We start from the raw sequence: 21882 nt of genomic DNA, 5'->3' as shown, positions 1-21882 counted from the left end.
ATGATAATATGAAATGATATACACAAGAGAAAGCGAAGGGGGTATATAGAATGTGGTTTATACTTGGTTTTATTATCTTAGTTTCGATATTTGGTATTCGAACGACGAGTCGATCCAATAAACTAAAACAGCAGTTCGGATCAAGGTTACATGCAGTAGGGATTCATCAGTCAGGGCTTCCACAAGTTGCGGAAGGCAGGCGGGTGGATGTGCTGATAGGTAATGGGAACTTATATATTCAAAGTGGTCAGCAAACGCTTGAACTCTCATTAAGAAAAATCGGGAGTGCAGGATATCCAAAAAGAACAGGTAGCTCAAATTCGAGAAATTATCTCGTAATACACTACGAGATGAATGGTAGGGTACGTCCGATAGTATTAAGATTTATGAAGCCTGCGCACGCTAAAGCATTTCTATGGGAAATCGAGGGCCAGCTATTCGCGCGAAACTCAAGTGATGGAATTATAAGACTGTAGAAACTCTGATCATTGAACCGCGTAACTCTCCACTATAAATTGAATTGATATAGGTCACCGAGTTGTAAAATAGCCAATACATATTTCCCATCATCCAAACTGTTGAGGGAATAACCAGTAAAATCTCAACCGATGTTAATCGTAGAATTACTTAAATGACAGATGATTTAATTCACTACGCAAAAAAAGACAAGCCCTCTCCTACGATGTCCGCAGGAAGAGGAACTTGTCTTTTTTGTTAGATCTAGCGATTAGTATCTTTCCAGAATGGTCTGTGTTTTCAAGCCATCGGCAGGAATCAGCCAGTTGTTGTTCTCCAGCAACTGCAACAGTTGGGTACGCAGTCCGGATACGGCTACAGCATCATCGGTTTTGAAAGAAACCTCTACGATATTCTCAATACCTGTACCTGCTGCGTCACGGATCGGCCATACTTCGAGTGTAAGCTCTTGACCACTCCATGTACCTTCATATCGTTGGAATGTGATTGGACCATATGCACGGGATTGAGTCAATTGCTGCTTGCCCCAGTTGGAGGCAGACCAGTTTTTCAATTTGCCCGGAAGCTTGTCCAGTAACATGTTCAAGGCTTCTTGCTGGGAAGGAAGTTGGACTCCTGTCGCTTTGGTATCGACTTTTTTGGTGTTGGAGAAGCTCAGCGTCTGTTTGCCGTATCCCCAATCAATCTCAGCCTCGTAATTATCATCCGATTGATCAAAACCCTCTTGGTTAGCCAGAGTCAGCGCTGCATTAATGTCGCCATTGATTACAGGATAGCGTTTTTTATAAGTCAATTCGTAGTTATTTTTATCATCCTTTTTGCGAAAACGAACGTTCCATCCTTGTTGATCCAATCCGAGAGCATTGGTGTCGAAGTACTCTACGTTAATATTTCTTGGCGTGGAATTTAGGCCGAGTGTCTGGATCACTTCACTGCGTGGTGTCCCATCTGTATTCAATACAAGTTCCGGCTTGGCCAGAAACTTTACTTCATAAGCAGGAACGGCGTTGGCAGCAGCAGAAGCCTGTGGTGCTCCCACAAATGTCATTCCACTTCCCAATGTTACGATGCTCAGCATCAATGAGGCGGTTACCTTTTTCCACTTTTTCAAAACCAATCACTCTCCTAATCTGGATTAACGTACAGATCCCACTTTATCGCCCGAATATATGAAAGCGATTAAAGGGAAGTGCACATTGCGTTAACCCTGCATAGATTTGATGAATGGCAAACGATAGTTTATAGAGGATGAGGGCAATCAGCTATGGAAAATGGGGGAGCCGTGACTCACCTCTCGCAGCACTTCTTTGAAGCGGTTTACCTGAACTGAAGGGTGGCGGTCCTTGTTATGTACCGTATAGATATGGCGCGGCGCTTGCTCTCCGGGAATGGGAAGAACTTGAATGAGCCCGTGCTGTTCCTCCCACTGTACCGCCATACGAGACATGAATGAGACATGCCCCCCAATTAACACCAGCTGTTTGATCGCTTCCAGGGAATCCATCTCCACCGTGCTACGCAAACGAATGTCATGTTGCGCAAGCCATTGATTGGTTAGCCGCCGTGTACTGGATTCATTGCCATGTAAGGCAAAAGGAATCTGCGCGATATGATCAGGTATTAATGCATCCTTCTGGGCCAACCCATGTTGCGGAGAGCAGATTAATACTAAGTCATCTTCACACAGCGTCTCAGCTTGCAGGGCGGGTCCAACAAATGGCTCAGAAGAGATCACACCCAGATCAATCTGATGCCTAATTAACATTTCGCGAATAACAGGTGATGGTTTGACGGATAAGACGATACGGATGCCCGGGAACTCCTGAGAAAAGGTATTTAGTATGGTGGGCAGCAAATATGTAGCTGGTACATAGCTTGCTCCAATGTGCAGGGTGCCCCGATAGAGACTGTCATATTCCTTTACGACCCGCCTTGCCTCTTGGGTCAGAGCATTGATTTTGACGGAATAGTGGAGCAAAGCCTGTCCGGCTTCGGTTAAAAATGTCTTTCCACTACGCGATTCGAATAATCGCACGCCCATCTCTTCCTCCAATGACTTCATATGAAATGTAACGGTAGGTTGCTTGATCCCCATTAACTCGGCCACGCTTGTCATGTGATGATGCTTATCGATCAGCTCAACAATTTGTAGTTTGATCAGATTCAATGTCCCAACACTCCTTTCACTTCTACTAGCCCAATATATAAGATGATCTAATATTTTTCATAAAGACGGAGAGTACAGAACCAATCTGAAGAAGCGAAGCCAAAAGCTTTCTGGAAGAAAGCTGCTTCGGAAGCATAAGCTTCGCCTTTATCCCCGGATTTCTCCCTTCATAAAGGGAATATAAGAATTCTGGGGATAACAGCGATCGGAAGATGGTGCTGTAATCGAAGCGACAACATGAAAATTAATTTAGTTCACCTACTATAGATTTAATCTATGAACATCAACAGAATTCATCTAAAAAGTTAATTCCAATTTTACATACAAGACATACAACTCGCGAAAGCGGACGTTAGACTGAGAACAGTGCAAGAGATCAAGTAACAGAAGACAGGCAGGGATGCTTATGAAATTAGAGATGACAGGAATTCAAAAATCATTTAATCAAACACCCGCACTGCTGCCAACAGATCTAACGCTTGAACATGGAAAGTTCACGACCCTGCTCGGCCCATCGGGCTGTGGCAAAACAACACTGCTCCGCATGTTGGCCGGGCTGGAACAGCCGGACGCGGGGGAGATTCGTGCAGATGGTCAGTGTATCTACTCTGCGGCGAAGCGGATTGATATACCAACACACAAGCGTAATCTGGGCATGGTGTTTCAGGATTTTGCATTATGGCCGCATATGACCGTATACGAAAATGTAGCGTTTGGCCTGAAGGCCGGAAAACAGAAATCTGATCTGCGACAAAAGGTGAACGAAGCGCTTGGCATGGTTCGCCTGCAAGGCATGGAAGATCGATATCCTCATCAGCTGTCTGGTGGACAGCAGCAACGGGTTGCTTTTGCCAGAGCCGTAGCGGTCAGACCTGGTGTGATCCTGTTCGATGAGCCACTGAGTGCACTGGATGCTGTACTTCGGGAAGAGATGCGGATTGAGATGATGTCGCTGGTCCGGGACATGGGACTGACTGCGCTGTACGTCACACATGATCAGATTGAAGCGATGTCGATGTCGGATGAGATTGTGGTGATGCAGAAGGGGAGGATATTGCAAAAAGGAAGCCCGGAAACGATCTACTCGGCACCAAGTGATCCGTATGTCGCTTCGTTTATCGGAAAGTCCAACTGGCTCACGCCTAATCAATCGATGGTGCGACCAGAGCATGTCACCTGGAACAAAACAGGTCATGACGATCTGTGTTATCCGGGGACGGTACTTAGTGTCAGCTATGTAGGCGAGCGTTATGAAGTACGAGTTCAGATGGAAGGGCTTGGCGTATGGACAGCCTATATGAACCAAAGAGTGCGCGTAGGGGAGCGGGTGCAGCTCTATGTAACCCCTGAGCGGATATGCCGAATGGACGGTTATGACCACCCGAGTATGAAGCAGAACGAAGCGATCGCAGTGGCATATTAAATTGTTGAACGAGCACGCAGTTGAAAGCAGGGGTACACATTTTATAAGAAACCAGGGGAGATGGACGAATATGTTGGGTATGAAAACACGGAAAAAGAGCGCACTGCTGTTATTAACTGCGGTAATGAGTATCAGTTTGTTCGGATGTAGTACAGGGAACACAACCACAGGCAATGCGGCACAACCCGCGGGTGAAGGAAACACAGCAGCAGCGGCGGAAACAACGAAACCGGCTGGCGGCAAGTTGGTTTTGTATAGTGCTGGCCCACAGAAACTGGCGGATAACATCGTGAGCGGATTTACGGACAAAACGGGGATTGAAGTCGAGATGTTCCAAGGAACGACAGGCAAAATTCTGGCTCGTATGGAAGCTGAGAAATCCAATCCGGTTGCAGACGTTGTGATCCTGGCCTCTTTACCTTCCGCACAGGCTCTGAAAGCCGATGGACTGACTATGCCATACCCTGAAGCAGCCAATGCAGACAAGCTGAACAAGGACTGGTCGGATGCAGAGGGCAACTATTTTAGCAGCAGTGCTTCCGCACTGGGGATTGTGTATAACACCAAACTGGTATCTACACCACCAACAAGTTGGGCAGAGCTGGCTACGCCTGCGTGGAAAGATGCAGTGAACATTCCGGACCCTACATTATCAGGTTCAGCACTCGACTTCATCACAGGCTACCTGAGTGCGAATGGTGAAAAAGGATGGGATCTGCTGAGTGCCTATAAAGCCAATGGTGTAGCGATGGCAGGCGCCAATCAGGAAGCACTTGATCCAGTCATTACGGGTGCCAAAAGCATCGTAGCGGCAGGTGTGGACTACATGGCGTATTCCTCCAAAGCAAAAGGTGAACCACTGGATATCGTTTATCCTGAGGAAGGCACGGTAATCAGCCCAAGGCCGGCAGCGATTCTGAAATCCAGTCCAAATGTAGAGAATGCCAAAGCGTTCATTGACTATCTATTGTCCGATGAAGCACAGAAGCTTGTTGCAGATGCTTATCTGATCCCAGGCCGCAAAGACATTGAAGCGACTAACCGTGCCAATGTGAAGGATATTCCACAACTTAAAGTGGATTGGAACTGGATGAGCGAACATGGCGAAGAGACAGCGGCGCGTTTTTCCGAGACTTTTAAGTAAGTACTTTTGCATATGCAAAATACCCAAAGAAGAACAAGTATAGAGACACAATTAGGCAAAAGGAATACCTGCTGTCTGTGGAAAGTCATGTGAGGTGAACGTAGTGAAACCTGTTGTATTGGACAACAACCGAATTTTTCGGAGAGTGGGCGTGATTCTGGCCCTCTTTCTGCTGACCATAAGCATTGGCGTGCCGCTCTTGCTGATCTTCTGGCAAAGTGTGTATCCGGACGGACAATGGGACTGGATGGCTCCGATTCGCACGATTACAGGTCATCATCTATCGGGTGTATTGCTGAATTCCGTCTGGCTTGGTATCTGCGTTGTAGCAGTAACCACGCTGCTGGCGCTACCGCTGGCCTGGATGATGGCGAAGACTCGGATGGGCGAGCATCGCTGGGTGGATGTAATCCTGATGATTCCGTTCATGACCCCGCCGTATATCGGATCGATGGGCTGGATTTTGTTTATGCAAAAAGGGGGATACCTTCAGCAATGGGTGCCCTCATCTGCGGGCTGGAGTGAGCTGTTCTTCAGCTTCTGGGGCATGGTGCTCATTATGAGCTTGCACCTGTTCCCATTCCTGTATCTGCTGCTTCGGGATGCATTGATCCGAATCGGTGGCAATCTGGAAGAAGCGGGAGCTGTGCACGGTGCACGTGCGGGGTATCGTTTCAGACGTATTATTTTACCCTTATTGTTGTCGTCTTACGGCATGGGGATCATGCTGGTCTTTGTCAAAACGATTGCGGAATTCGGAACACCGGCAACCTTCGGGCGCAAGATTGGCTATTATGTCATGACCTCCGAAATTCATAAGTACATCTCCAGTTGGCCGATTGACTTCGGCAAGGCGACTTCGCTGGCATCGGTGCTGCTGTCCGTCTGTCTGGTGATGTGGTATATGCAGTCTGCCATGAGCCGGAAGTTCACGTATCGTCTGGTTGGTGGCAAAGGGCAACGTTCGAAGCGATATTCTCTTCGTGGCGGAGCAGGATGGTTGTGTGGGGTGTATCTTGCAATCCTGTTGATCCTGTCGATAGGTATCCCATATTTCTCCATCATCGCCGCTTCGACCATGAAGTTACGGGGATCGGGAATTGCATTTGATAATCTGACCTTGGATCATTACAAAGAGCTGTTATCTTGGGGATCGGTGAGCATGAAGGCCATTGGGAACAGTCTGGGATTATCCCTCGCGGCTTCAACCGTTGCTGTTATTATCGGTACTGGGTTTGCACTCGCGATCGGCAGATCATCTTCATTCATGCAGCGTGTGATTGACTTGTTCAGTCTGTTGCCTAATACGGTGCCGGGCATCGTGATGGTCGTGGGTCTGATTCTCTTCTGGAACTCACCTTGGATGCCAGTCACGTTGTATAACACCTACGGCATGGTTGTGCTCACGTATGTCGTTCTCTTCTTGCCCTACACCGTGCAGTATGTAAAATCGAGCTTTACCCAGATTGACGGAACATTGTTCCAGGCTGGGCAAGTCTTTGGCGGGAAACCGCTGTATATTCTACGGCGAATCCTGATCCCGCTGATCCTACCCGGCATGCTGGCCGGATGGATGATGACCTTTACGATTGCTACCCGGGAGTTGGTAGGTTCGTTATTGATTCTTCCGCCGTCGATGCAGACGTCCGCTACGTATATTTTTGCCCAGTTTGAACAAGGTCAGGTATCCCTCGGCATGGCGATGGCCGTCGTGACAGTAGGTATGACGGTGTTCATGCTGCTTGGAATCGAAATGCTGAATTCAAAGAGAAAGTGGAATGCATCATGATCAAACTGAACGTATGGGGCGGCGCAGGGGAACATGGACGTTCCGCCTATCTCCTGAGCGGGAGCCGGTTTCGGCTTTTGCTGGATTGTGGTGTGAAAAAAGAAGGCAAAGGCCAGTATCCGCTGATCGATCCGGAGATGGTCCCACAACTGGACGCGGTCCTCTTGTCCCACGCCCATGAGGATCATTCGGTCGCCATCCCTTTGCTGTATAAGATGGGCTACCAGGGTGAAGTGTGGACGACGAGAGAGACGAGGGCGCAGCTGCGTACGTATTTTGCCAACTGGCGAAGGTTTGTAGAGCGTATAGGCGAAGAACTTCCTTATGATGAAGCAGACGAGCAGGCTATTCGTTATCGGTATCTGGAGGATGAGGTTGTATCCCAAACCTGGTTCGAACCCATTCCTGAAGTAAAAGTGATGTGGGGACGCAGTGGACATCTGGCTGGATCGGTGTGGTTTGGGGTTGAAATGGAAGGTAAGCGGATTTTTTATTCCGGGGACTACACGTCTGAATCGATGCTTTTACAGGAGGATTGTCCAGCGGAGGCGTTCTGGCAGACAAGCATGCTTCGTGAGAATCCGGTGTTCGATGCTCCGAGCAGCGAGCGGTGGGGTACGGAGCAACTAATCGTTATAAACAGTGGGCAAAAGGCTGGAGAACTCATAACGTCACCAGATCAGACATCTTTTGCATCAGAGGCGTCGTCAAGAACATTCGTATCCAAGGAGATACCCATGAAGCAGAGAAATTTCACATCCAACGGAGCAGATGGAGCAGGCAAAGCGGTCAGAGCAAACGTAGCAGACGCTGCGCCAATATCTTCCGTCGGGCTGGTAGATCTGGCGATCGTTGATGCGGCCTACGGTACGGACCAGGATACACAGGCCGACAAACTGGAACAGCTGGAACAAGCCATTCGCCAGACGATTGCTCAAGGTGGAAAGGTGCTCTTACCTATGCCTGTCGTAGGGCGTGGACAGGAGATCATACTGTGGGCACAGCAACAATTCCCGGCTATTCCAATCGTAGTGGAACAAGGGCTGGTGGACGGTATGAAGCAGCTTATGCATGTTCCGTATTGGTTGAGGGAGAAGGGAGAGCATGTCATCGGAAGTTCGTTGAAAGACAAAATTGATGGCTTTCTGACCGGACGAGGATGGGATCTGCCTACTACTACCCAAGAGCGGGAACAACTGTTGGAACATCATGCTGCTTCGCTATGGTTCATTCCGGACGGCATGATGCAGTCCTCGCTTGCCCGTTGGTACTATAGTCAATTATCGGACAGGGAGGAGAATCTGATTCTGCTCACTGGGCATGTTGCTCATGGTACATTTGCTGATAAGTTGCTACGGGTTCCTGACAAGTATGGAGTGTGTGATGTGCGGAAAATACGTTATAAAGTACATCAGGGCTGGAAGGATGTTGAACGGATGCTGCATCAGGTTCCAGCAAGGCATACGGTCCTTGTGCATGCTGACCGGGCAGAGACAGACAGATTAAAAGAAGGATTGCTCAGAAATAGCCCGTCACCGAGAACAGTGATACATTCACTGTCTGCTGGTGACGAGCTATATGTGTGAATTGTGTATGAATCGAATTGATGCGTCAGATTGGAACGTCCCTGGGGACGTTCTTTTTCCATTGTTGTCTGATCAGTTAGGGTTCGCGATGAATGGGGTGTTCCAGTTCGGCATGACCCATCAAACTATCAACGGCTTCACCATCCACCAGTATATCCAGACTCTTCACTTCATCAAATTGAAACATCGTTGTTGTTAAAGCTTCCAATGCGAGCAATTCTCCACTGGTACCGAGGTTCGCTTCAGCGGGGATATGAACATCCAAAGTCACCGTACCCTCAGCATATTGGACAGAGAGCAATTCCACCTGCTCCCAGAGGGAAACAAGCTCTGAATCGGTGTTCGTTTGCAACGCTGCAAATGTTTTTTCATATTTTTCGGAGTCATCCTTGTACTCAATTTCCTTCTCTGTTTTCTCTAGCTCAAGTACCTGAGAGTCTGCCAAATATACATCGACGGTTTGTGTATTCATTGTGCCCAGATCCACCTCCGTTTCGGATGGGTTTGGTGCCTGCACCTGTCCTCCCTGAACAGCAGGTTCATTCGAACCGGATTGGCTCACTGGCTTCTGGGCACATCCAACTCCGATAAGGATCAAGCATGATAATATAAGTGCACAACCTAACTTCTTATTCAAAGAAACACTTCCTTTATCTGATTTATTTGATGATTTATAGGCCCAAATACTCCTTGATTCCATCGGCTATCGCTTGAGCGGCTTTCATCTGAATAACTTCGGACGACATCAGTTCTTCATCGATTACATTACTCAAGAATCCTACTTCCAAAAGCACTGCAGGCATGGTCGTGTCTCGGATTACTTCCAAGTTGCCATTTTTCACACCACGATCTCTGAGACCCATGGCTTTCACCAAACGTTGATGAATGATAGTAGCTAATTCCTTGCTGTTACTGCGTTGATAATAATATGTCTCCGTACCTGTGGCTTGGGGGGCGGACTTCACGCTATTGCCATGGATAGATACAAATACATCCGCATTTAATTGATTGGCGAGTTGAACACGCTCAGGGCGGGTCGGATAGGTATCACCTTCACGAGTCATCACCAATTCGATATTGGGTTCATTGAGCAACAGGGCTTGTACTTTGTGAGCTAATGCCAGATTGTATTCCTTTTCGGGTTTGTTCGTGATGCTGATCGTCCCTGGATCACTGCCACCGTGTCCTGGATCGATGACCACAACCTTGCGTCCTGAGTCGCCTACTGGAGTGACTGGAGCAGGTGAGACATTGTCACGCGCAACATTCAGATCAATAATCAGTTTGTCGGCAATCACATTGTGGCTGTACTGGACATTCTTCACATTATTCAATTCTACGACAATGCGAACTTGTGCCGGTTCTCGTTTGAACAGTGAATATCTCACTTCTGTCACATTGGGATAACCGCTCACATCCAACTTGCCGTTGAGTCCTTGATCCAGAGGCTGGGAGATATCACCAAAGGTGGCTCCGGGTAAGTCCACAACCAGACGATCAGGGTACTTGAGGGTCGTTACTACCGGCTGAACGGCCCCATCGGTGGATAACACGAGCTGATTATTTGCAAATTGGATATCGGTAAGCTTAGCGGTAGAGCTTGAATCCCCTTTTCCAGGACTATTTCCTGGTTCAATAGCAGGTTCCTTACTAGTGTTCGTTAAGTATACGATCTTGTCTTGGTTGTTCCATCTCACCTTAAGCCCCATTTGTTCACTGACAAATCGAATGGGCACCACCAGCGTTTTATTCAAAATCTGCGGTGCTGTGTTCAAAGTGACTTGTTTGTCAGCAACCATGGCTTGCTTTTGGTCCACGGTTAGGGAAATTGTCTGTTGATCTTGCTGAATTTTTACAGTGCGTGCTTGTTGGTTCCAATCGACTTTGAATTTCAAATTTTCGGCAACGACACGAATCGGGATCATCACGTTTTTATTGATAATCGTCACCTGTACATCACTTGGGAGGACTAATTCCTCTCCATCCATAAAGATTTTCGACGTGCTTGCAGCGGCATTTCCCTGATTAGGGAGCAAAACGAGTAAGAATAGACTCAAAAACAGTAGTAAAATGGTTTTCTTCATTATGCACCTCGACTAGTATTAGATCATTTTCTTAATTCCAAAATATCCCTACATATTATAAACGGTAAAAATGTAAAAATGTTTCTCTTCTGATATCTAATTATCAATTGATGGAAGAAAACATGATGTGTGATCGCAAATGGGGTGAATATCTCTCTTTTTATTTTCAATGATGTAATTAAATTTCATATAATATTTGACTTGTGAAATTTAATATCATATACTGGGTGAAATTATGGCAGGATGGCGTGTTCATCGGGTCTTGCAGGAGGTTGGAATTGGATGGATACAGGCAGCTATCCGATGTGGGAGAAGTATCGTTTGAAGCAGGAGCATCTGGTCATCGGACTAATGTCAGGAACGTCACTTGATGGAACTGACGCGGCACTGGTGCGTATTCAAACGGATATGAGCGGGGTATTACAGCAGATCGATCTGGTTGATTTCGTCTGTGTGCCGTATTCGAATGGATTGAGGGACGTACTGATCCGGTTATGTTCACCGGGGACGGCGCGTGTCGACGAGCTGACAGCCGCGCATTTTGGTGTATCGGAGTGGTATGCGCATAGCGTTACGGAACTGATGCAGTCTGCCGGTATCTCAACGCAGCAGGTGGATATGATTAGCATGCATGGACAGACGGTATGGCATGCTCCTGTAGCATCTGCATTTCCAGGGCCAACGGGAGCAAGTATTGATGTAGTATCGACATTGCAGATCGGTGAATGTGCTGTCGTTCGAGAACGGACAGGACTGCCAGTGATTGGCAACCTGCGGGCAAGGGATATGGCCGCTGGTGGGGAAGGTGCCCCGCTTACGCCTTATGCGGATGCTCTGATGTTCCGCAGCCCGACGGAAGGGCGGCTGGTGCAGAATATCGGTGGCATTGGCAATGTGACGGTGCTTCCCTCCGAGTCATCCACCGAAGGTATTTCGGCATTTGATACGGGACCAGGGAATATGGTGATGGACGCCATTGTGCGGCAGGCAACGGATGGGCGGCAGCATTATGATCCGAATGGAAGTATTGCCGCACAGGGGAAGGTCGATCAGGGTCTGGTAGACTTGTGTTTGGAGGATGAGTATTTCAAAAGACTTCCACCGAAAAGTACCGGGCGAGAAGTATATGGAGCCGCGTATGCAGTGAGACTGATGGAGATGGCCACAAAGCGTTCCTTATCTCTTGAAGATACGCTGGCTACTGCCACCTGTCTGACCGCGGAAACCATCGTGCGTGCAGTGAAGGATTTTATCCTGCCCAAGGTGCAAATATCGGCCATGCTCGCGTGCGGTGGTGGCACTTCCAATGCCACGTTAATGGAGATGATCCGTCAGAGACTACCGAAGGATATCCGTTTGGAGCGAACGGCAGATTATGGTATACCCGATGATGCTCGGGAAGCCATTGGATTTGCTTTACTTGGCCATGAGGCACTTATGGGAAGAACCAATACACTTCCGGCAGTAACCGGCGCAAAACACGCCGTAATCTCGGGCAATCTCACACTTTAGTGAGACCTGAATTTAATATGAGTTCAGTTATGGAAGGGCGAGGAATTCGATTAGACGCGAGTGGAATTATAAGATAAAATGCTTGTACATGAATGCAGTACGGAAAGGAGGAGCGAATGGAAGGCATGAAAGGTGGACTTGTACGTTTACGCGCATTAATGGATGACTTGACCCCGTCCGAACGGAAGATCGGAGCTTATATTCTCGATCATCCGCAAGAAACTGTTCAATCCTCGGTGGCCCAGTTGTCTGAACGGAGTGGAGGCAGCCCAGCTGCCATTATCCGTCTTTGCAAATCACTAGGTGTAACGGGTTTTCAGGAGCTGAAGCTGAAGATTGCCGGAGATTTGCAGACGAGTGAGCCATATCAATATACGGAGATTCGTCCCCAGGACTCCATGGAGAGCATTATTCAGCATGTGTCCGCAAACAATATTCAGTCGGTGAAGGATACGGTTCATATTCTGGACCCACGTCTGGTGGAAAAAGCTGTGGACGTGCTTCATCAGGCAAACCGGATCTTTTTCTATGGAGTAGGGGCCTCCAACCTGATTGCGCTGGATGCACATTACAAGTTCATGCGAATCAATCGCACAAGCTTTTCGTTCGCCGATCCGCATATGCAGATTTCGTCCGCAACGACGCTTCGTGAGGATGATGCGGTTGTATGTATCTCGTATTCAGGGGAGACTTCGAACGTAATCTCCTGTCTCAAGCATGCTCATGATGGTGGTGCAGCGACAATCAGCATTACCAAGTGGGGCAGCAATACACTCAGTAGTATGGCGGATGTGCCCCTGATGATTACTTCTACCGAAAGTGATATTCGGAGCGGAGCCACTTCGTCACGGATTGCACAGTTGAACGTGATCGATATTTTGTATCTGGCGATTGCCAGTCGGGATTATAACCAGTCGGTGGAATATTTGGAGAAGAGCCGACAGGCTATTCTGGAGCACAAGTGAAGTAGAACCATATGAATCCCTTTCTGTTTATGCAGGAGGGGATTTTTTGACGGATTATATCCGCTTTTAGAATAAAAAAAAGAGCCCAGACTAATGTTGGGCTCCTCTCTTACCACCTCTAATAATACCCCTTGTACGGCTCAGGAAGGCCCCGCAATGGCGCTGCGGACAAATCCGTCAGCCAGATCAAGCCTGTGCTGGGCTTCCGTTGCGTCCACACCTGCCATCAGCATGACGATTGCCGTTTTTACATGACCGTCTGCACCGGTAAAAGCCTCTTCAATATCCGCTTCATTCGCTCCGGTTGCCAGATGGATCATGCGTTTGGCCCGATGAACAAGCTTCTCGTTCGAAGGATTCAGATCAACCATGAAATTACGGTAAACCTTGCCCAGACGAATCATGGCGGTAGTGGTGAGCATGTTCAAAATCATTTTCTGTGCGCTGCCTGCCTTCATACGTGTTGAACCCATGACAACCTCTGGGCCGACAACAGCCTCAATGCTCACATCAGCCAACAGGGTCATCGGCGTGCCTGCATTATTACTCAGGCTGATCACCGTAGCCCCGATCTCCTTGGCGTGTCTCATCGCACCCAGCACATACGGCGTTCGTCCACTGGCTGCAATGCCAACCACAACATCGTTTTTGTCTAAGCCATGTTCATCAAGGTCCGCAGCTCCCAACTCCTCATTATCTTCAGCACCTTCAACCGGGTCCTTCACTGCCCGGAATCCCCCTGCAATAATACCCTGCACCATGGATGGCGGGGTTCCGTAGGTAGGCGGGCATTCCGAAGCGTCAAGTATTCCTAATCGTCCACTGGTACCTGCGCCTACATAAAAAAGCCTGCCGCCAGACTGAAACGCCTCCAAGATCCGATCCGCAGCTTGAGCAATGACCGGAATGAGGGGCTGAATGAGCTCCGCAATCCGTTGATCTTCCTTATTAATGAGCTCCATAATTTCTGCCGAAGGCAATTCATCTATATGATCCGTTAGTGGATTGGGTTGTTCTGTTAGTAGTGAATTCAGCATGTGATTCATCCGTATGGCCTCCTTCTCTCTTTTAAAATGATTCATTCAGGGAACGGTGTTGTCTTGCCAGTTGTGCTGCGCCAACCGCTGGAGCGGGGGCATCTTCACGATATACAAAGTCCAACTCTCCATAATATTCAGATAACTTGTGAATAAATGTATTTCGGAAAAGTGCAGCGTATCGAAACATTGATCCGGACAGGACAACCGGAGTGGATGCAAATTCGGGATGACGGGCAATCAGCGCCTTGGCGGTATCCGCCAATTGTGAGGCTTCGTCAATGATCAGTGCGCGGGCGGCCTCATCTCCGAGTTCAGCTGCTTCTATAGCTAAGCGGGCGATGGATGCGGTCTCGGTTTTGCCCCAATCCGTCTGATACACTCGCGTCTTTAACTCCGATATATCCCGAAGGTTCAGATTCTTTAGAAGAAGCGGGGTTAAACAGGTTGGAGGAAGAACACCGTCATAACTCTGCATAACCACTTGGAGTGCACGTTGCCCAATACGATAGCCACTCCCCTCATCTCCGAGCAGATGACCCCAGCCTCCTGCACGGTATCGCTCGCCTTCCAGCGTAAATCCGTACACGATGGAACCTGTTCCAGAGATACACAATACACCGTGCGTATGTCCGAGAGAGGCCATCAGAGCAATCTCTCCTTCGGATACAACCCAGACTGGACAACCTTCTGATGCCTGTTGATTACGACTCTTCATATAGTTATTTACTGCTTCGGCTATAAGTTGCCGTTCTTGGATCGTATCTACACCTGACATACCAAGGCATATACCCTCACAATTTGTCGATAAATCACTTATTAGATTAAATAGCTGTTCCAGCACTCGTTGCAGTTCGGAAATGGCCTGTTCAGTTGATACGCTGTGAGGATTCGTGGGACCACCGCTGAGTCGGGCGAGGATTTCACCAGATTCAGAAATGACTGCTGCATCAGTATTGGTACCGCCTCCATCTACGCCTACATATACTCGCAAAGTGGCTCACCTCGCTTGCTTGGGTTTTCTTTTTACATAGTATAGTTGCATGAAAAGAAAAAGTAAAATTAAATTTTATAATAAAAAATAATGTTGAATTTTTATTTTACAACTCATATAATGAATTCAATCTACAATTTTGGAAGGAATTAATACTGTTAATGTTAATTAAGTTGACGTTAATATTGCATTTAAGAGATTTAGCCTGCGACTGGCAGGCCCAATCTACAGGGGAGGTGCTTTTCCTTACTGCCGCGTGTATAGGTGGATGGCGTTTGAAGGTTGAACGATCACAAAGGGGTAGCATGGTTAGGCAATGAAAGAATCGGATGATGACATGCAAAAGGAGATGAAGGGATGAAAAAGAAGGGTCTGGTATGGGCAATGTTGTTGATGATGGTCTGGGTTACTGCCTGTGGGAATAGCGGAGGTGCTGCTTCGGATGACCCGAATGCCGATGATACGGTGACGGTATGGACCTACCCTGTACATGGCACATATGAAGATGAACTGAAGGATCTAATCTCTGATTTCAATAAAGAACACCCAAACATTACCGTGAAGACGGAAATGCTCTCCTGGGCGGAAGGGCCCAAAAAATTCGATGTCGCTTTGAACGCAGGCAACCCGCCGGATCTTTACTTTCATAGCGTAGACGGCACATATGTGAATACGGGATTGGCACTTGAGCTGGACAGCTACCTGACACCTGAGATCAAGGACGACTACCTGCCAGGTACGCTGGATTTAGGCCAGATTCAGGGGAAACAGTATGGACTGCCTTTGTATCAATTCCAATGGGCTTGGGGTGGTAACAAACGCATTCTGGAGGAAGCGGGCATTGATTGGAAGTCCATTCAACAAAATGGCTGGACCTGGTCCGAATTCAACGATGCTGCTGCCAAGCTGACCAAAACGCTGGATGGCGGGGCCAAGCAATATGCACTGGTTACCGACGGAACCTCGCTTGACTTCATTGAAATGCTGTCTCGTAACAACGGGATGATCGATGTTCTTGATAAAGACGGCACGTTCCAATGGAATGATGGTCGCATTCTGGATACCCTCTCTTTTATCAAAAACCTGATGGATCAAGGGTATATGCCGAAGGAAACGGCGGCTCTCGCTCCAGCGAAACGGACGGATATGTTCTACGCGGGGGAAACGGCGATTATTTCCAAAGCGATTCCTTATTATGATGTGATGATTCAGAATCGCAACAAGGACATCGATGATGGCAAGGTGCAGGGAGAGAAGATTGATTTTGTCCTGTTGCCTGTACCACATAATGATGATCAACCTGCGGCCACAACGATGGGCGGCGAAGGGTATGTAGCCTTCAAACAGAAAAAGGACAAGGGCGAACAGCATGCTAAAAATACGTTCCTGGTGATGGAGGCGCTTAGTGGTGCCAAAGCAGGGAACTCGGCCAATGAACTGGCGCTTCCATTCGTAAGACAGTCCCAGGTGGATCTGTTTAAAGGAAAAGAGCTTGGTCAACCGGATAATCTGGCTGCTGCAAAAGTCATGGCAGAGAATATCGCGATGCCGGTTGTACTTGAACTGGATATCGACAAAGCATCTCAGCAAAAACAATTCAAGGAACAGGTTGTGAAGCCTAATATTCAGGCGCTGTTCTCGGGTGAAAAATCACCGGAGCAGATCGCAGAAGACTTCAAGAGCAAAGGCCAGCAGATGTTTGGACAATAACTTGGACAATCAAACATAACGTAAAACCACACTGATTAGGAGAGGAGGATTCGCCATGCAGACCGCCCTCGCGCCAAAATCGTCAGTGCCCCGGACTTCCCGGGTTGCCCGGTTTTGGCGAGACTACGGGTGGGCGTATTTGTTTATTTTGGCGCCTGTCCTGCTGTTTCTCATTTTCACACTGTATCCCGTTCTGACGGCTCTTGTGATGAGCTTCCAGAAATACAATATTATGAACTCAACGTGGGTTGGATTGGATAACTACGAGCGTTTGGTGAAGGATGAGACATTCTGGAAGTCGATTAAAAATACAGTCATCTTCACCGTAGGCACAGTCCCGGTCAATATTCTCATTACATTTGTACTGTCCTATTTCATCTATCAAATGAAAAGCAAATGGCAGACATTTTTCAAAGCTACCATGTATCTGCCTGCGGTAGCCTCCGGGGTGACCATCTCCATTGTATGGCTGGCGATCTTTGACCCGACGGATTCAGGACTGCTTAACCGTTTCCTCGGTCTGTTCGGCCTGGATCCGGTGATCTGGCTGGGCCAGTCGGGAACGGCACTCTTTTCCCTTATTCTGATGAACTGGCTTGGATCGCACGGAGCGGGCATTATTCTGTATCTGGCAGCCATGGGTGGTATTCCGAAATCGCTGTACGAGGCGGCGGATATTGATCATGCCAGCGGCTGGACCCAGTTCAGCAAGATTACATGGCCGCTGCTCAAACCAACGACGCTGTATCTGCTCGTCACGGGTGTCATTACATCCTTCCAGGTGTTTATCTCGGTATATCTGATGACACAGGGTGGACCAAACTTTGCGACAACTACAATCGCTTATCTGATCTATGAGACGGCATTCAAGTTCTATGAATTTGGATTGGCTTCGGCCCAGTCGTTTGTATTGGCGATTATCATCATTGTCATCTCCGTCATACAGTTCAAATATTTCTCCAGCGATATTGAGTATTAGAGGTAGTTCAAAACACGTACGATTAGAGCACGTTGCATTAAGCATCCGGGGGTGAATGAAATCCATGAAATCAACACAGAAAAAGATTCTGCTCGTTGTTGCATCCATTCTGCTGGTAGTCTGGGCGCTGGTGACGGTCATTCCGATGTATTGGATGCTCGTTGGTTCGGTGCAGGATAGCGCGATGTCGGCTTCGTTTAAACCACAGATGATTCCGGAGCAGTTGTCGTTATCACCATATGAGCGCTTTTTTGCCAAAACCGATGCCTGGCGCTGGTTATACAACTCGCTGTTCATCTCGATCATTCTGACCGTAACAAATGTATTCTTCGCCTCCCTGGCGGGATATGCGTTTGCCAAACTGAAGTTTCCGGGTAGTCAGGCGGTATTCTGGACTTTGCTTGGGACCATGATGATCCCGGCGCAGGTGACACTGATTCCTTTGTACATTCTGATGGTCAACGTGTTTGACCTAGGGGACACGTATACGGCCATTATTCTGCCTGCTGCCGTTAGCGTAGGGAACATATTCTTGATGAAACAGTTTATGTCTACGCTGCCCACATCGCTGATCCATGCGGCACGTATCGATGCATGCAGTGAGTTCGGTATCTTCTGGAAAGTCATTCTGCCGATGGCAAAACCGGGAATCGCGGTGCTGGCAATTTTCACGTTTGTAGCTTCGTGGAATGAATTTTTCTGGCCGTTCCTCATTACCAATTCCAACGAGATGCGTACCATTCAGGTGGGGTTGGCCTCGTTTGTATTTGCCGAATCAACGGACTTCGGCGCAATGATGGCAGGGGCTACAATAGGTGCGCTGCCCATGATCATTCTGTTTTTCTCACTGCAACGTTACTTCCTGCAGGGCATTACGATCGGTGCGGTTAAAGGTTAACTGTTAGTTCAGGACAAGCGACAACGTAAAGGGGGATCTACCTATGGCACGCGTGGAGTTTCGCCAAGTGCGCAAAGAATTCAAAGACGATCATAAAGGAACGTTCACGGCTGTGGCCGGCTCGGACTTTGTTATAGAAGATAAGGAATTCGTAGTGTTTGTGGGTCCTTCGGGCTGTGGCAAGACAACGTCACTGCGGATGATTGCCGGACTTGAAAAGCAAACGAGCGGTGATATTGTGATCGGTGACCGGCTTGTTAACGATCTGCATCCGAAGGATCGGGATATCGCGATGGTGTTTCAGGATTATGCACTTTATCCGCATATGACCATCCGTGAGAATCTTTCCTTTGGCCTGAAAAATCTGAAAAAGCCAAAGTCCTATATTGATGAACAGGTGCAGAATGCGGCCTCCATTCTGGGACTGGAAGCGATGCTGGAGCGCAAACCACGCGAGCTGTCTGGTGGTCAGCGCCAGCGTGTTGCGGTAGGACGGGCGATCGTCCGTGATCCGCAGGTGTTTTTATTCGACGAACCACTGTCCAATCTGGATGCCAAGTTGCGGGTACAGATGCGGGTGGAGTTGGGTGAGTTGCATAAACGTCTCGGTGCCACGATTGTGTACGTGACGCATGATCAGGTAGAAGCCATGACACTTGGGGAACGCATCGTGGTCATGAATCATGGAGACATTCAGCAGGTGGCTTCACCAAAAGAACTGTATGCGAGTCCGCGGAATATGTTTGTTGCCGGATTTATCGGTTCTCCGGCGATGAACTTCATTGATGCCCGGATTGAAGGCACGCAGGTTGTCGTGGACGGTGCATCATTCACCTTGCCAGCAGATGTACTCGCTCGTCTTCAGAGTCATCAAGGCAAGCCGGTGATTATGGGTCTGCGTCCAGAGCATATTTTTGGTGACGATGTCGCTCCCAATATCCCGACAGACCATATGCTGCAGGCGCGAGTTCAGGTTGTAGAACATCTGGGCTCCGAGAATTTGGTATATTTCCATTCCGGTGCCCGTACTGTTACGGCCAAGGTCCACCCGGAAACACATGCTTATGTAGGTATGGACAAAAATTTTGTGCTGGACCTGCGTAAGGCACACTTTTTCGATCCAGAGACGGAGCTTGCGATCGGACGTGAGTAAGAGACGATGCCTGGTGAAGAAGGAACGGTGAGAAAGGGGAGAATAAAAATGCGTAAGCTGAGTGAAGTATTGATCAAGTCGGGTGCGGAAATCTATCGGGATATTATTCCGGTGGCCTTGTACAGTGTCGTTAGTTCCATCGTATTGGTTCCCATTCTGATGTTTGCTCCGTTGCCGATCGCGGTGCTGCTTCTGGCCTTGATATATATGCCCATCCTGTTCGGTGTCTGTTATTCCGTGCATCACAGATTGGAACGTAAGGAACGGCGCAATGGACTTAAGGATATTTGGGTCGGAACATTGAAGGGAATAATCCCGGGAGGATCGGTGGGTGTGCTTTTCGCAGTGCTTGGCTTCATTCTATGGTCAACTTGGTGGTATTACGGTGGACAGGGTGGAATTACAGGTACAGCAGTGGGTGTATTCCAGACATTCTTTGTTCTCATGGCGCTGATGTCACAGTTCTATACCTGGCAGCTTGTTTTACAAAAAAACATGGGCATCGTTCAGGCGATGGGGGAAAGTGTAAAGCTGTTCTTCCGTCACCCGGGGTACACGATGGGCGCTTGTTTTCAGGCCATGTGCCTGACTGCTCTGCTGATGCTGACTGTCGTTGGTTTCGGAGCGTTGTTTGGAGGTATGTTTGCCATCTATCAGCATAAGGTAGTTCTTAATGTGCTGGAGCCTGAAGAAGAGCCTGTCGTAACAGGCGGTAATGATCACCAGCATACAGGCTGGATCAGCCAGGGGAATGTGTGATGGGTCAGTTGAATGGGGCGAAGCAGATCCCGGTTGTAAAAACGGGAGTTGATCTTCTGTCCAGAGGGTTATCGCATCCATGGATAACGGGTAATCGAATCGGTCTGATTACAAACCCGACTGGTATTACAGCGGATTTTGTATCGACAATAGATGTGTGCGCCGGACTGGCTAATACCGAGCTTACAGCGCTCTATGCCTGTGAGCACGGACTGTATGGAGAGCTTCAGGCGGGTGTCAGATTCGGAGACATGCTTCATCCACGTCTGGACATTCCGGTGTTCAGCCTGTATGGAGATTACAAGAGACCTACGCCTGCAATGCTGGCTGGAGTGGATACGGTGCTGTTCGACATTCAGGATGTGGGCATTCGTTATTACACGTATGCCTCAACCTTGTTCCATATGATGGATGCCTGTGCTGGAGCAGGCAAACGTATGCTGATTCTGGACCGTCCCAATCCGCTGGGTGGAAACGTTGTGGAAGGCGGTGTGCTGAACGCGGGGTATGAATCACTCGTTGGCGCTTGGCGTGTACCTGTACGTACCGGATTGACGATAGGTGAACTCGCCCTGATGGTCAACAGCGAGATGGATGTACCTTGCGAATTGGGCGTGGTTGCCATGGAAGGATGGCAGCGCTCCATGGAGTTTGCGGATTGTGGTCTTCCCTGGATGTTACCCTCTCCCAATATGCCCACGCTGGACAGTGTGCGGGTATATGCGGGTATGTGCCTGTTCGAAGGCACTAATGTATCGGAGGGCAGGGGCACGACCCGCCCATTCGAGTGGATTGGGGCCCCTTGGGTTGAGGGTGAACGTTTGGCGGAACGATTTCGGGAATACAAGCTGGAAGGTGTACATGTGCATCCAGTGTACATGTCCCCAACATTCTCCAAACATGCAGGTGAGCTGTGTGGTGGCGTAAGGATTTTTGTAACGGACAGCAGGAAATTTCGGGCGGTAGAGACAGGGTTGGTGCTTTTGCATGAACTGGTGTCACTCTATCCGGAGCAATTCTGCTGGCTGGAGCCACCAGAGCCGGGTTCAAGGTACTTTATCGACCTGCTGGCAGGGGGTAAGGAAGCCAGGGAAACGATTCATGACCGCGCGGAATTCATTCGTTTAATGGACGCGTGGAATGTACAGGCAGCGGAATGGAAGGAGCGGCGAAAGCCGTTTTTGTTATATGAATGAACGGATGTT

At 48.5% G+C, this 21882-nt stretch carries 19 protein-coding genes; 13 read left to right on the top strand and 6 right to left on the bottom strand.

Features of this window, described 5'->3' with window-relative positions; translation table 11 throughout:
- Positions 1-50: 50 nt before the first annotated feature.
- On the top strand, positions 51-476 hold the full coding sequence (locus EL84_RS01680; RefSeq protein WP_047840447.1) for a hypothetical protein: 426 nt from the start codon (positions 51-53) through the stop codon (positions 474-476).
- A gap of 251 nt (positions 477-727) precedes the next feature.
- On the opposite strand, the gene EL84_RS01675 is transcribed toward EL84_RS01680, so the two are convergent.
- Both EL84_RS01675 and EL84_RS01670 read right to left on the bottom strand, forming a co-directional pair.
- Positions 728-1588, bottom strand: a complete 861-nt coding sequence (locus EL84_RS01675; protein WP_047840446.1) for a hypothetical protein — start codon at positions 1586-1588, stop codon at positions 728-730.
- Between the two features lie 147 nt (positions 1589-1735).
- Positions 1736-2644, bottom strand: coding sequence for a LysR family transcriptional regulator (locus EL84_RS01670; RefSeq protein ID WP_082218794.1), 909 nt, complete (start codon positions 2642-2644; stop codon positions 1736-1738).
- A 406-nt stretch (positions 2645-3050) separates the two neighbouring features.
- Between EL84_RS01670 and EL84_RS01665 the strand changes: the two genes are divergently transcribed.
- The 4 genes from EL84_RS01665 to EL84_RS32415 all read left to right on the top strand — a co-directional run bounded on the left by EL84_RS01665 (position 3051) and on the right by EL84_RS32415 (position 8586).
- Positions 3051-4067: an ABC transporter ATP-binding protein gene (locus EL84_RS01665; protein WP_047840482.1), complete on the top strand. Its 1017-nt coding sequence runs from the start codon at positions 3051-3053 to the stop codon at positions 4065-4067.
- 70 nt (positions 4068-4137) lie between these two features.
- Positions 4138-5211 carry an ABC transporter substrate-binding protein gene (locus EL84_RS01660; RefSeq protein ID WP_047840445.1) on the top strand — a complete coding sequence of 358 codons (1074 nt, stop codon included), beginning with the start codon at positions 4138-4140 and terminating at the stop codon, positions 5209-5211.
- A 103-nt stretch (positions 5212-5314) separates the two neighbouring features.
- A complete protein-coding gene (locus tag EL84_RS01655) occupies positions 5315-7000 on the top strand; it encodes an ABC transporter permease (protein WP_047840444.1) in 1686 nt (561 codons plus the stop codon).
- On the top strand, positions 6997-8586 hold the full coding sequence (locus tag EL84_RS32415; RefSeq protein ID WP_047840443.1) for an MBL fold metallo-hydrolase: 1590 nt from the start codon (positions 6997-6999) through the stop codon (positions 8584-8586). The genes EL84_RS01655 and EL84_RS32415 overlap by 4 nt, the downstream gene beginning before the upstream one ends.
- 76 nt (positions 8587-8662) lie before the next feature.
- Here the strand turns inward: EL84_RS32415 and EL84_RS01645 are convergent, their stop codons facing one another.
- Both EL84_RS01645 and EL84_RS01640 read right to left on the bottom strand, forming a co-directional pair.
- Positions 8663-9223, bottom strand: coding sequence for a GerMN domain-containing protein (locus EL84_RS01645; protein ID WP_047840442.1), 561 nt, complete (start codon positions 9221-9223; stop codon positions 8663-8665).
- Between the two features lie 34 nt (positions 9224-9257).
- Entirely contained in the window at positions 9258-10670 is a 1413-nt protein-coding gene (locus tag EL84_RS01640; protein ID WP_047840441.1) for an N-acetylmuramoyl-L-alanine amidase family protein, read from the bottom strand.
- A gap of 282 nt (positions 10671-10952) precedes the next feature.
- Here EL84_RS01640 and EL84_RS01635 point away from each other — a divergent pair, with 282 nt between their 5' ends.
- Positions 10953-12182 (top strand): anhydro-N-acetylmuramic acid kinase, encoded by a 1230-nt coding sequence (locus EL84_RS01635; RefSeq protein ID WP_047840440.1) that lies wholly within the window; start codon positions 10953-10955, stop codon positions 12180-12182.
- 125 nt (positions 12183-12307) lie between these two features.
- Complete coding sequence (locus tag EL84_RS01630) at positions 12308-13147, top strand: MurR/RpiR family transcriptional regulator (protein ID WP_036616797.1); 840 nt, start codon at positions 12308-12310, stop codon at positions 13145-13147.
- A gap of 140 nt (positions 13148-13287) precedes the next feature.
- Here the strand turns inward: EL84_RS01630 and murQ are convergent, their stop codons facing one another.
- Both murQ and EL84_RS01620 read right to left on the bottom strand, forming a co-directional pair.
- A complete protein-coding gene (gene murQ, locus EL84_RS01625; protein WP_047840439.1) occupies positions 13288-14193 on the bottom strand; it encodes an N-acetylmuramic acid 6-phosphate etherase in 906 nt (301 codons plus the stop codon).
- Between the two features lie 22 nt (positions 14194-14215).
- Positions 14216-15178, bottom strand: a complete 963-nt coding sequence (locus EL84_RS01620; RefSeq protein ID WP_047840438.1) for an N-acetylglucosamine kinase — start codon at positions 15176-15178, stop codon at positions 14216-14218.
- Positions 15179-15535: 357 nt separating this feature from the next.
- On the opposite strand from EL84_RS01620, the gene EL84_RS01615 reads away from it, so the two are divergent.
- The 6 genes from EL84_RS01615 to EL84_RS01590 all read left to right on the top strand — a co-directional run bounded on the left by EL84_RS01615 (position 15536) and on the right by EL84_RS01590 (position 21873).
- Complete coding sequence (locus EL84_RS01615) at positions 15536-16888, top strand: ABC transporter substrate-binding protein (RefSeq protein WP_036673010.1); 1353 nt, start codon at positions 15536-15538, stop codon at positions 16886-16888.
- A 55-nt stretch (positions 16889-16943) separates the two neighbouring features.
- Positions 16944-17867, top strand: coding sequence for a carbohydrate ABC transporter permease (locus tag EL84_RS01610; RefSeq protein WP_036616502.1), 924 nt, complete (start codon positions 16944-16946; stop codon positions 17865-17867).
- 64 nt (positions 17868-17931) lie between these two features.
- Positions 17932-18765, top strand: coding sequence for a carbohydrate ABC transporter permease (locus EL84_RS01605; protein ID WP_047840437.1), 834 nt, complete (start codon positions 17932-17934; stop codon positions 18763-18765).
- Positions 18766-18808: 43 nt separating this feature from the next.
- A complete protein-coding gene (locus tag EL84_RS01600) occupies positions 18809-19918 on the top strand; it encodes an ABC transporter ATP-binding protein (protein WP_047840436.1) in 1110 nt (369 codons plus the stop codon).
- Positions 19919-19966: 48 nt separating this feature from the next.
- Positions 19967-20677, top strand: a complete 711-nt coding sequence (locus EL84_RS01595; RefSeq protein ID WP_047840435.1) for a hypothetical protein — start codon at positions 19967-19969, stop codon at positions 20675-20677.
- Positions 20677-21873 (top strand): DUF1343 domain-containing protein, encoded by a 1197-nt coding sequence (locus EL84_RS01590; protein WP_047840434.1) that lies wholly within the window; start codon positions 20677-20679, stop codon positions 21871-21873. Before EL84_RS01595 ends, EL84_RS01590 begins: the two co-directional genes overlap by 1 nt.
- The last annotated feature ends 9 nt before the right edge of the window (positions 21874-21882 follow it).

Source organism: Paenibacillus sp. VT-400, from assembly GCF_001029205.1.
Classification (GTDB): Bacteria; Bacillota; Bacilli; order Paenibacillales; family Paenibacillaceae; genus Paenibacillus; species Paenibacillus amylolyticus.
Note: the sequence above shows the minus strand (reverse complement) of the source record. Positions and strands in the feature narration are given on the sequence as shown.

Bases quoted from the DNA above. Each gene is read 5' to 3' on its own strand.
- EL84_RS01680 (WP_047840447.1), top strand. From the start codon at position 51: ATGTGGTTTATACTTGGTTTTATTATCTTAGTTTCGATATTTGGTATT.
- EL84_RS01665 (WP_047840482.1), top strand. From the start codon at position 3,051: ATGAAATTAGAGATGACAGGAATTCAAAAATCATTTAATCAAACACCC.
- EL84_RS01660 (WP_047840445.1), top strand. From the start codon at position 4,138: ATGTTGGGTATGAAAACACGGAAAAAGAGCGCACTGCTGTTATTAACT.
- EL84_RS32415 (WP_047840443.1), top strand. From the start codon at position 6,997: ATGATCAAACTGAACGTATGGGGCGGCGCAGGGGAACATGGACGTTCC.
- EL84_RS01640 (WP_047840441.1), bottom strand. From the start codon at position 10,670: ATGAAGAAAACCATTTTACTACTGTTTTTGAGTCTATTCTTACTCGTT.
- EL84_RS01635 (WP_047840440.1), top strand. From the start codon at position 10,953: ATGGATACAGGCAGCTATCCGATGTGGGAGAAGTATCGTTTGAAGCAG.
- EL84_RS01630 (WP_036616797.1), top strand. From the start codon at position 12,308: ATGAAAGGTGGACTTGTACGTTTACGCGCATTAATGGATGACTTGACC.
- murQ (WP_047840439.1), bottom strand. From the start codon at position 14,193: ATGAATCACATGCTGAATTCACTACTAACAGAACAACCCAATCCACTA.
- EL84_RS01615 (WP_036673010.1), top strand. From the start codon at position 15,536: ATGAAAAAGAAGGGTCTGGTATGGGCAATGTTGTTGATGATGGTCTGG.
- EL84_RS01610 (WP_036616502.1), top strand. From the start codon at position 16,944: ATGCAGACCGCCCTCGCGCCAAAATCGTCAGTGCCCCGGACTTCCCGG.
- EL84_RS01605 (WP_047840437.1), top strand. From the start codon at position 17,932: ATGAAATCAACACAGAAAAAGATTCTGCTCGTTGTTGCATCCATTCTG.
- EL84_RS01600 (WP_047840436.1), top strand. From the start codon at position 18,809: ATGGCACGCGTGGAGTTTCGCCAAGTGCGCAAAGAATTCAAAGACGAT.
- EL84_RS01595 (WP_047840435.1), top strand. From the start codon at position 19,967: ATGCGTAAGCTGAGTGAAGTATTGATCAAGTCGGGTGCGGAAATCTAT.
- EL84_RS01590 (WP_047840434.1), top strand. From the start codon at position 20,677: ATGGGTCAGTTGAATGGGGCGAAGCAGATCCCGGTTGTAAAAACGGGA.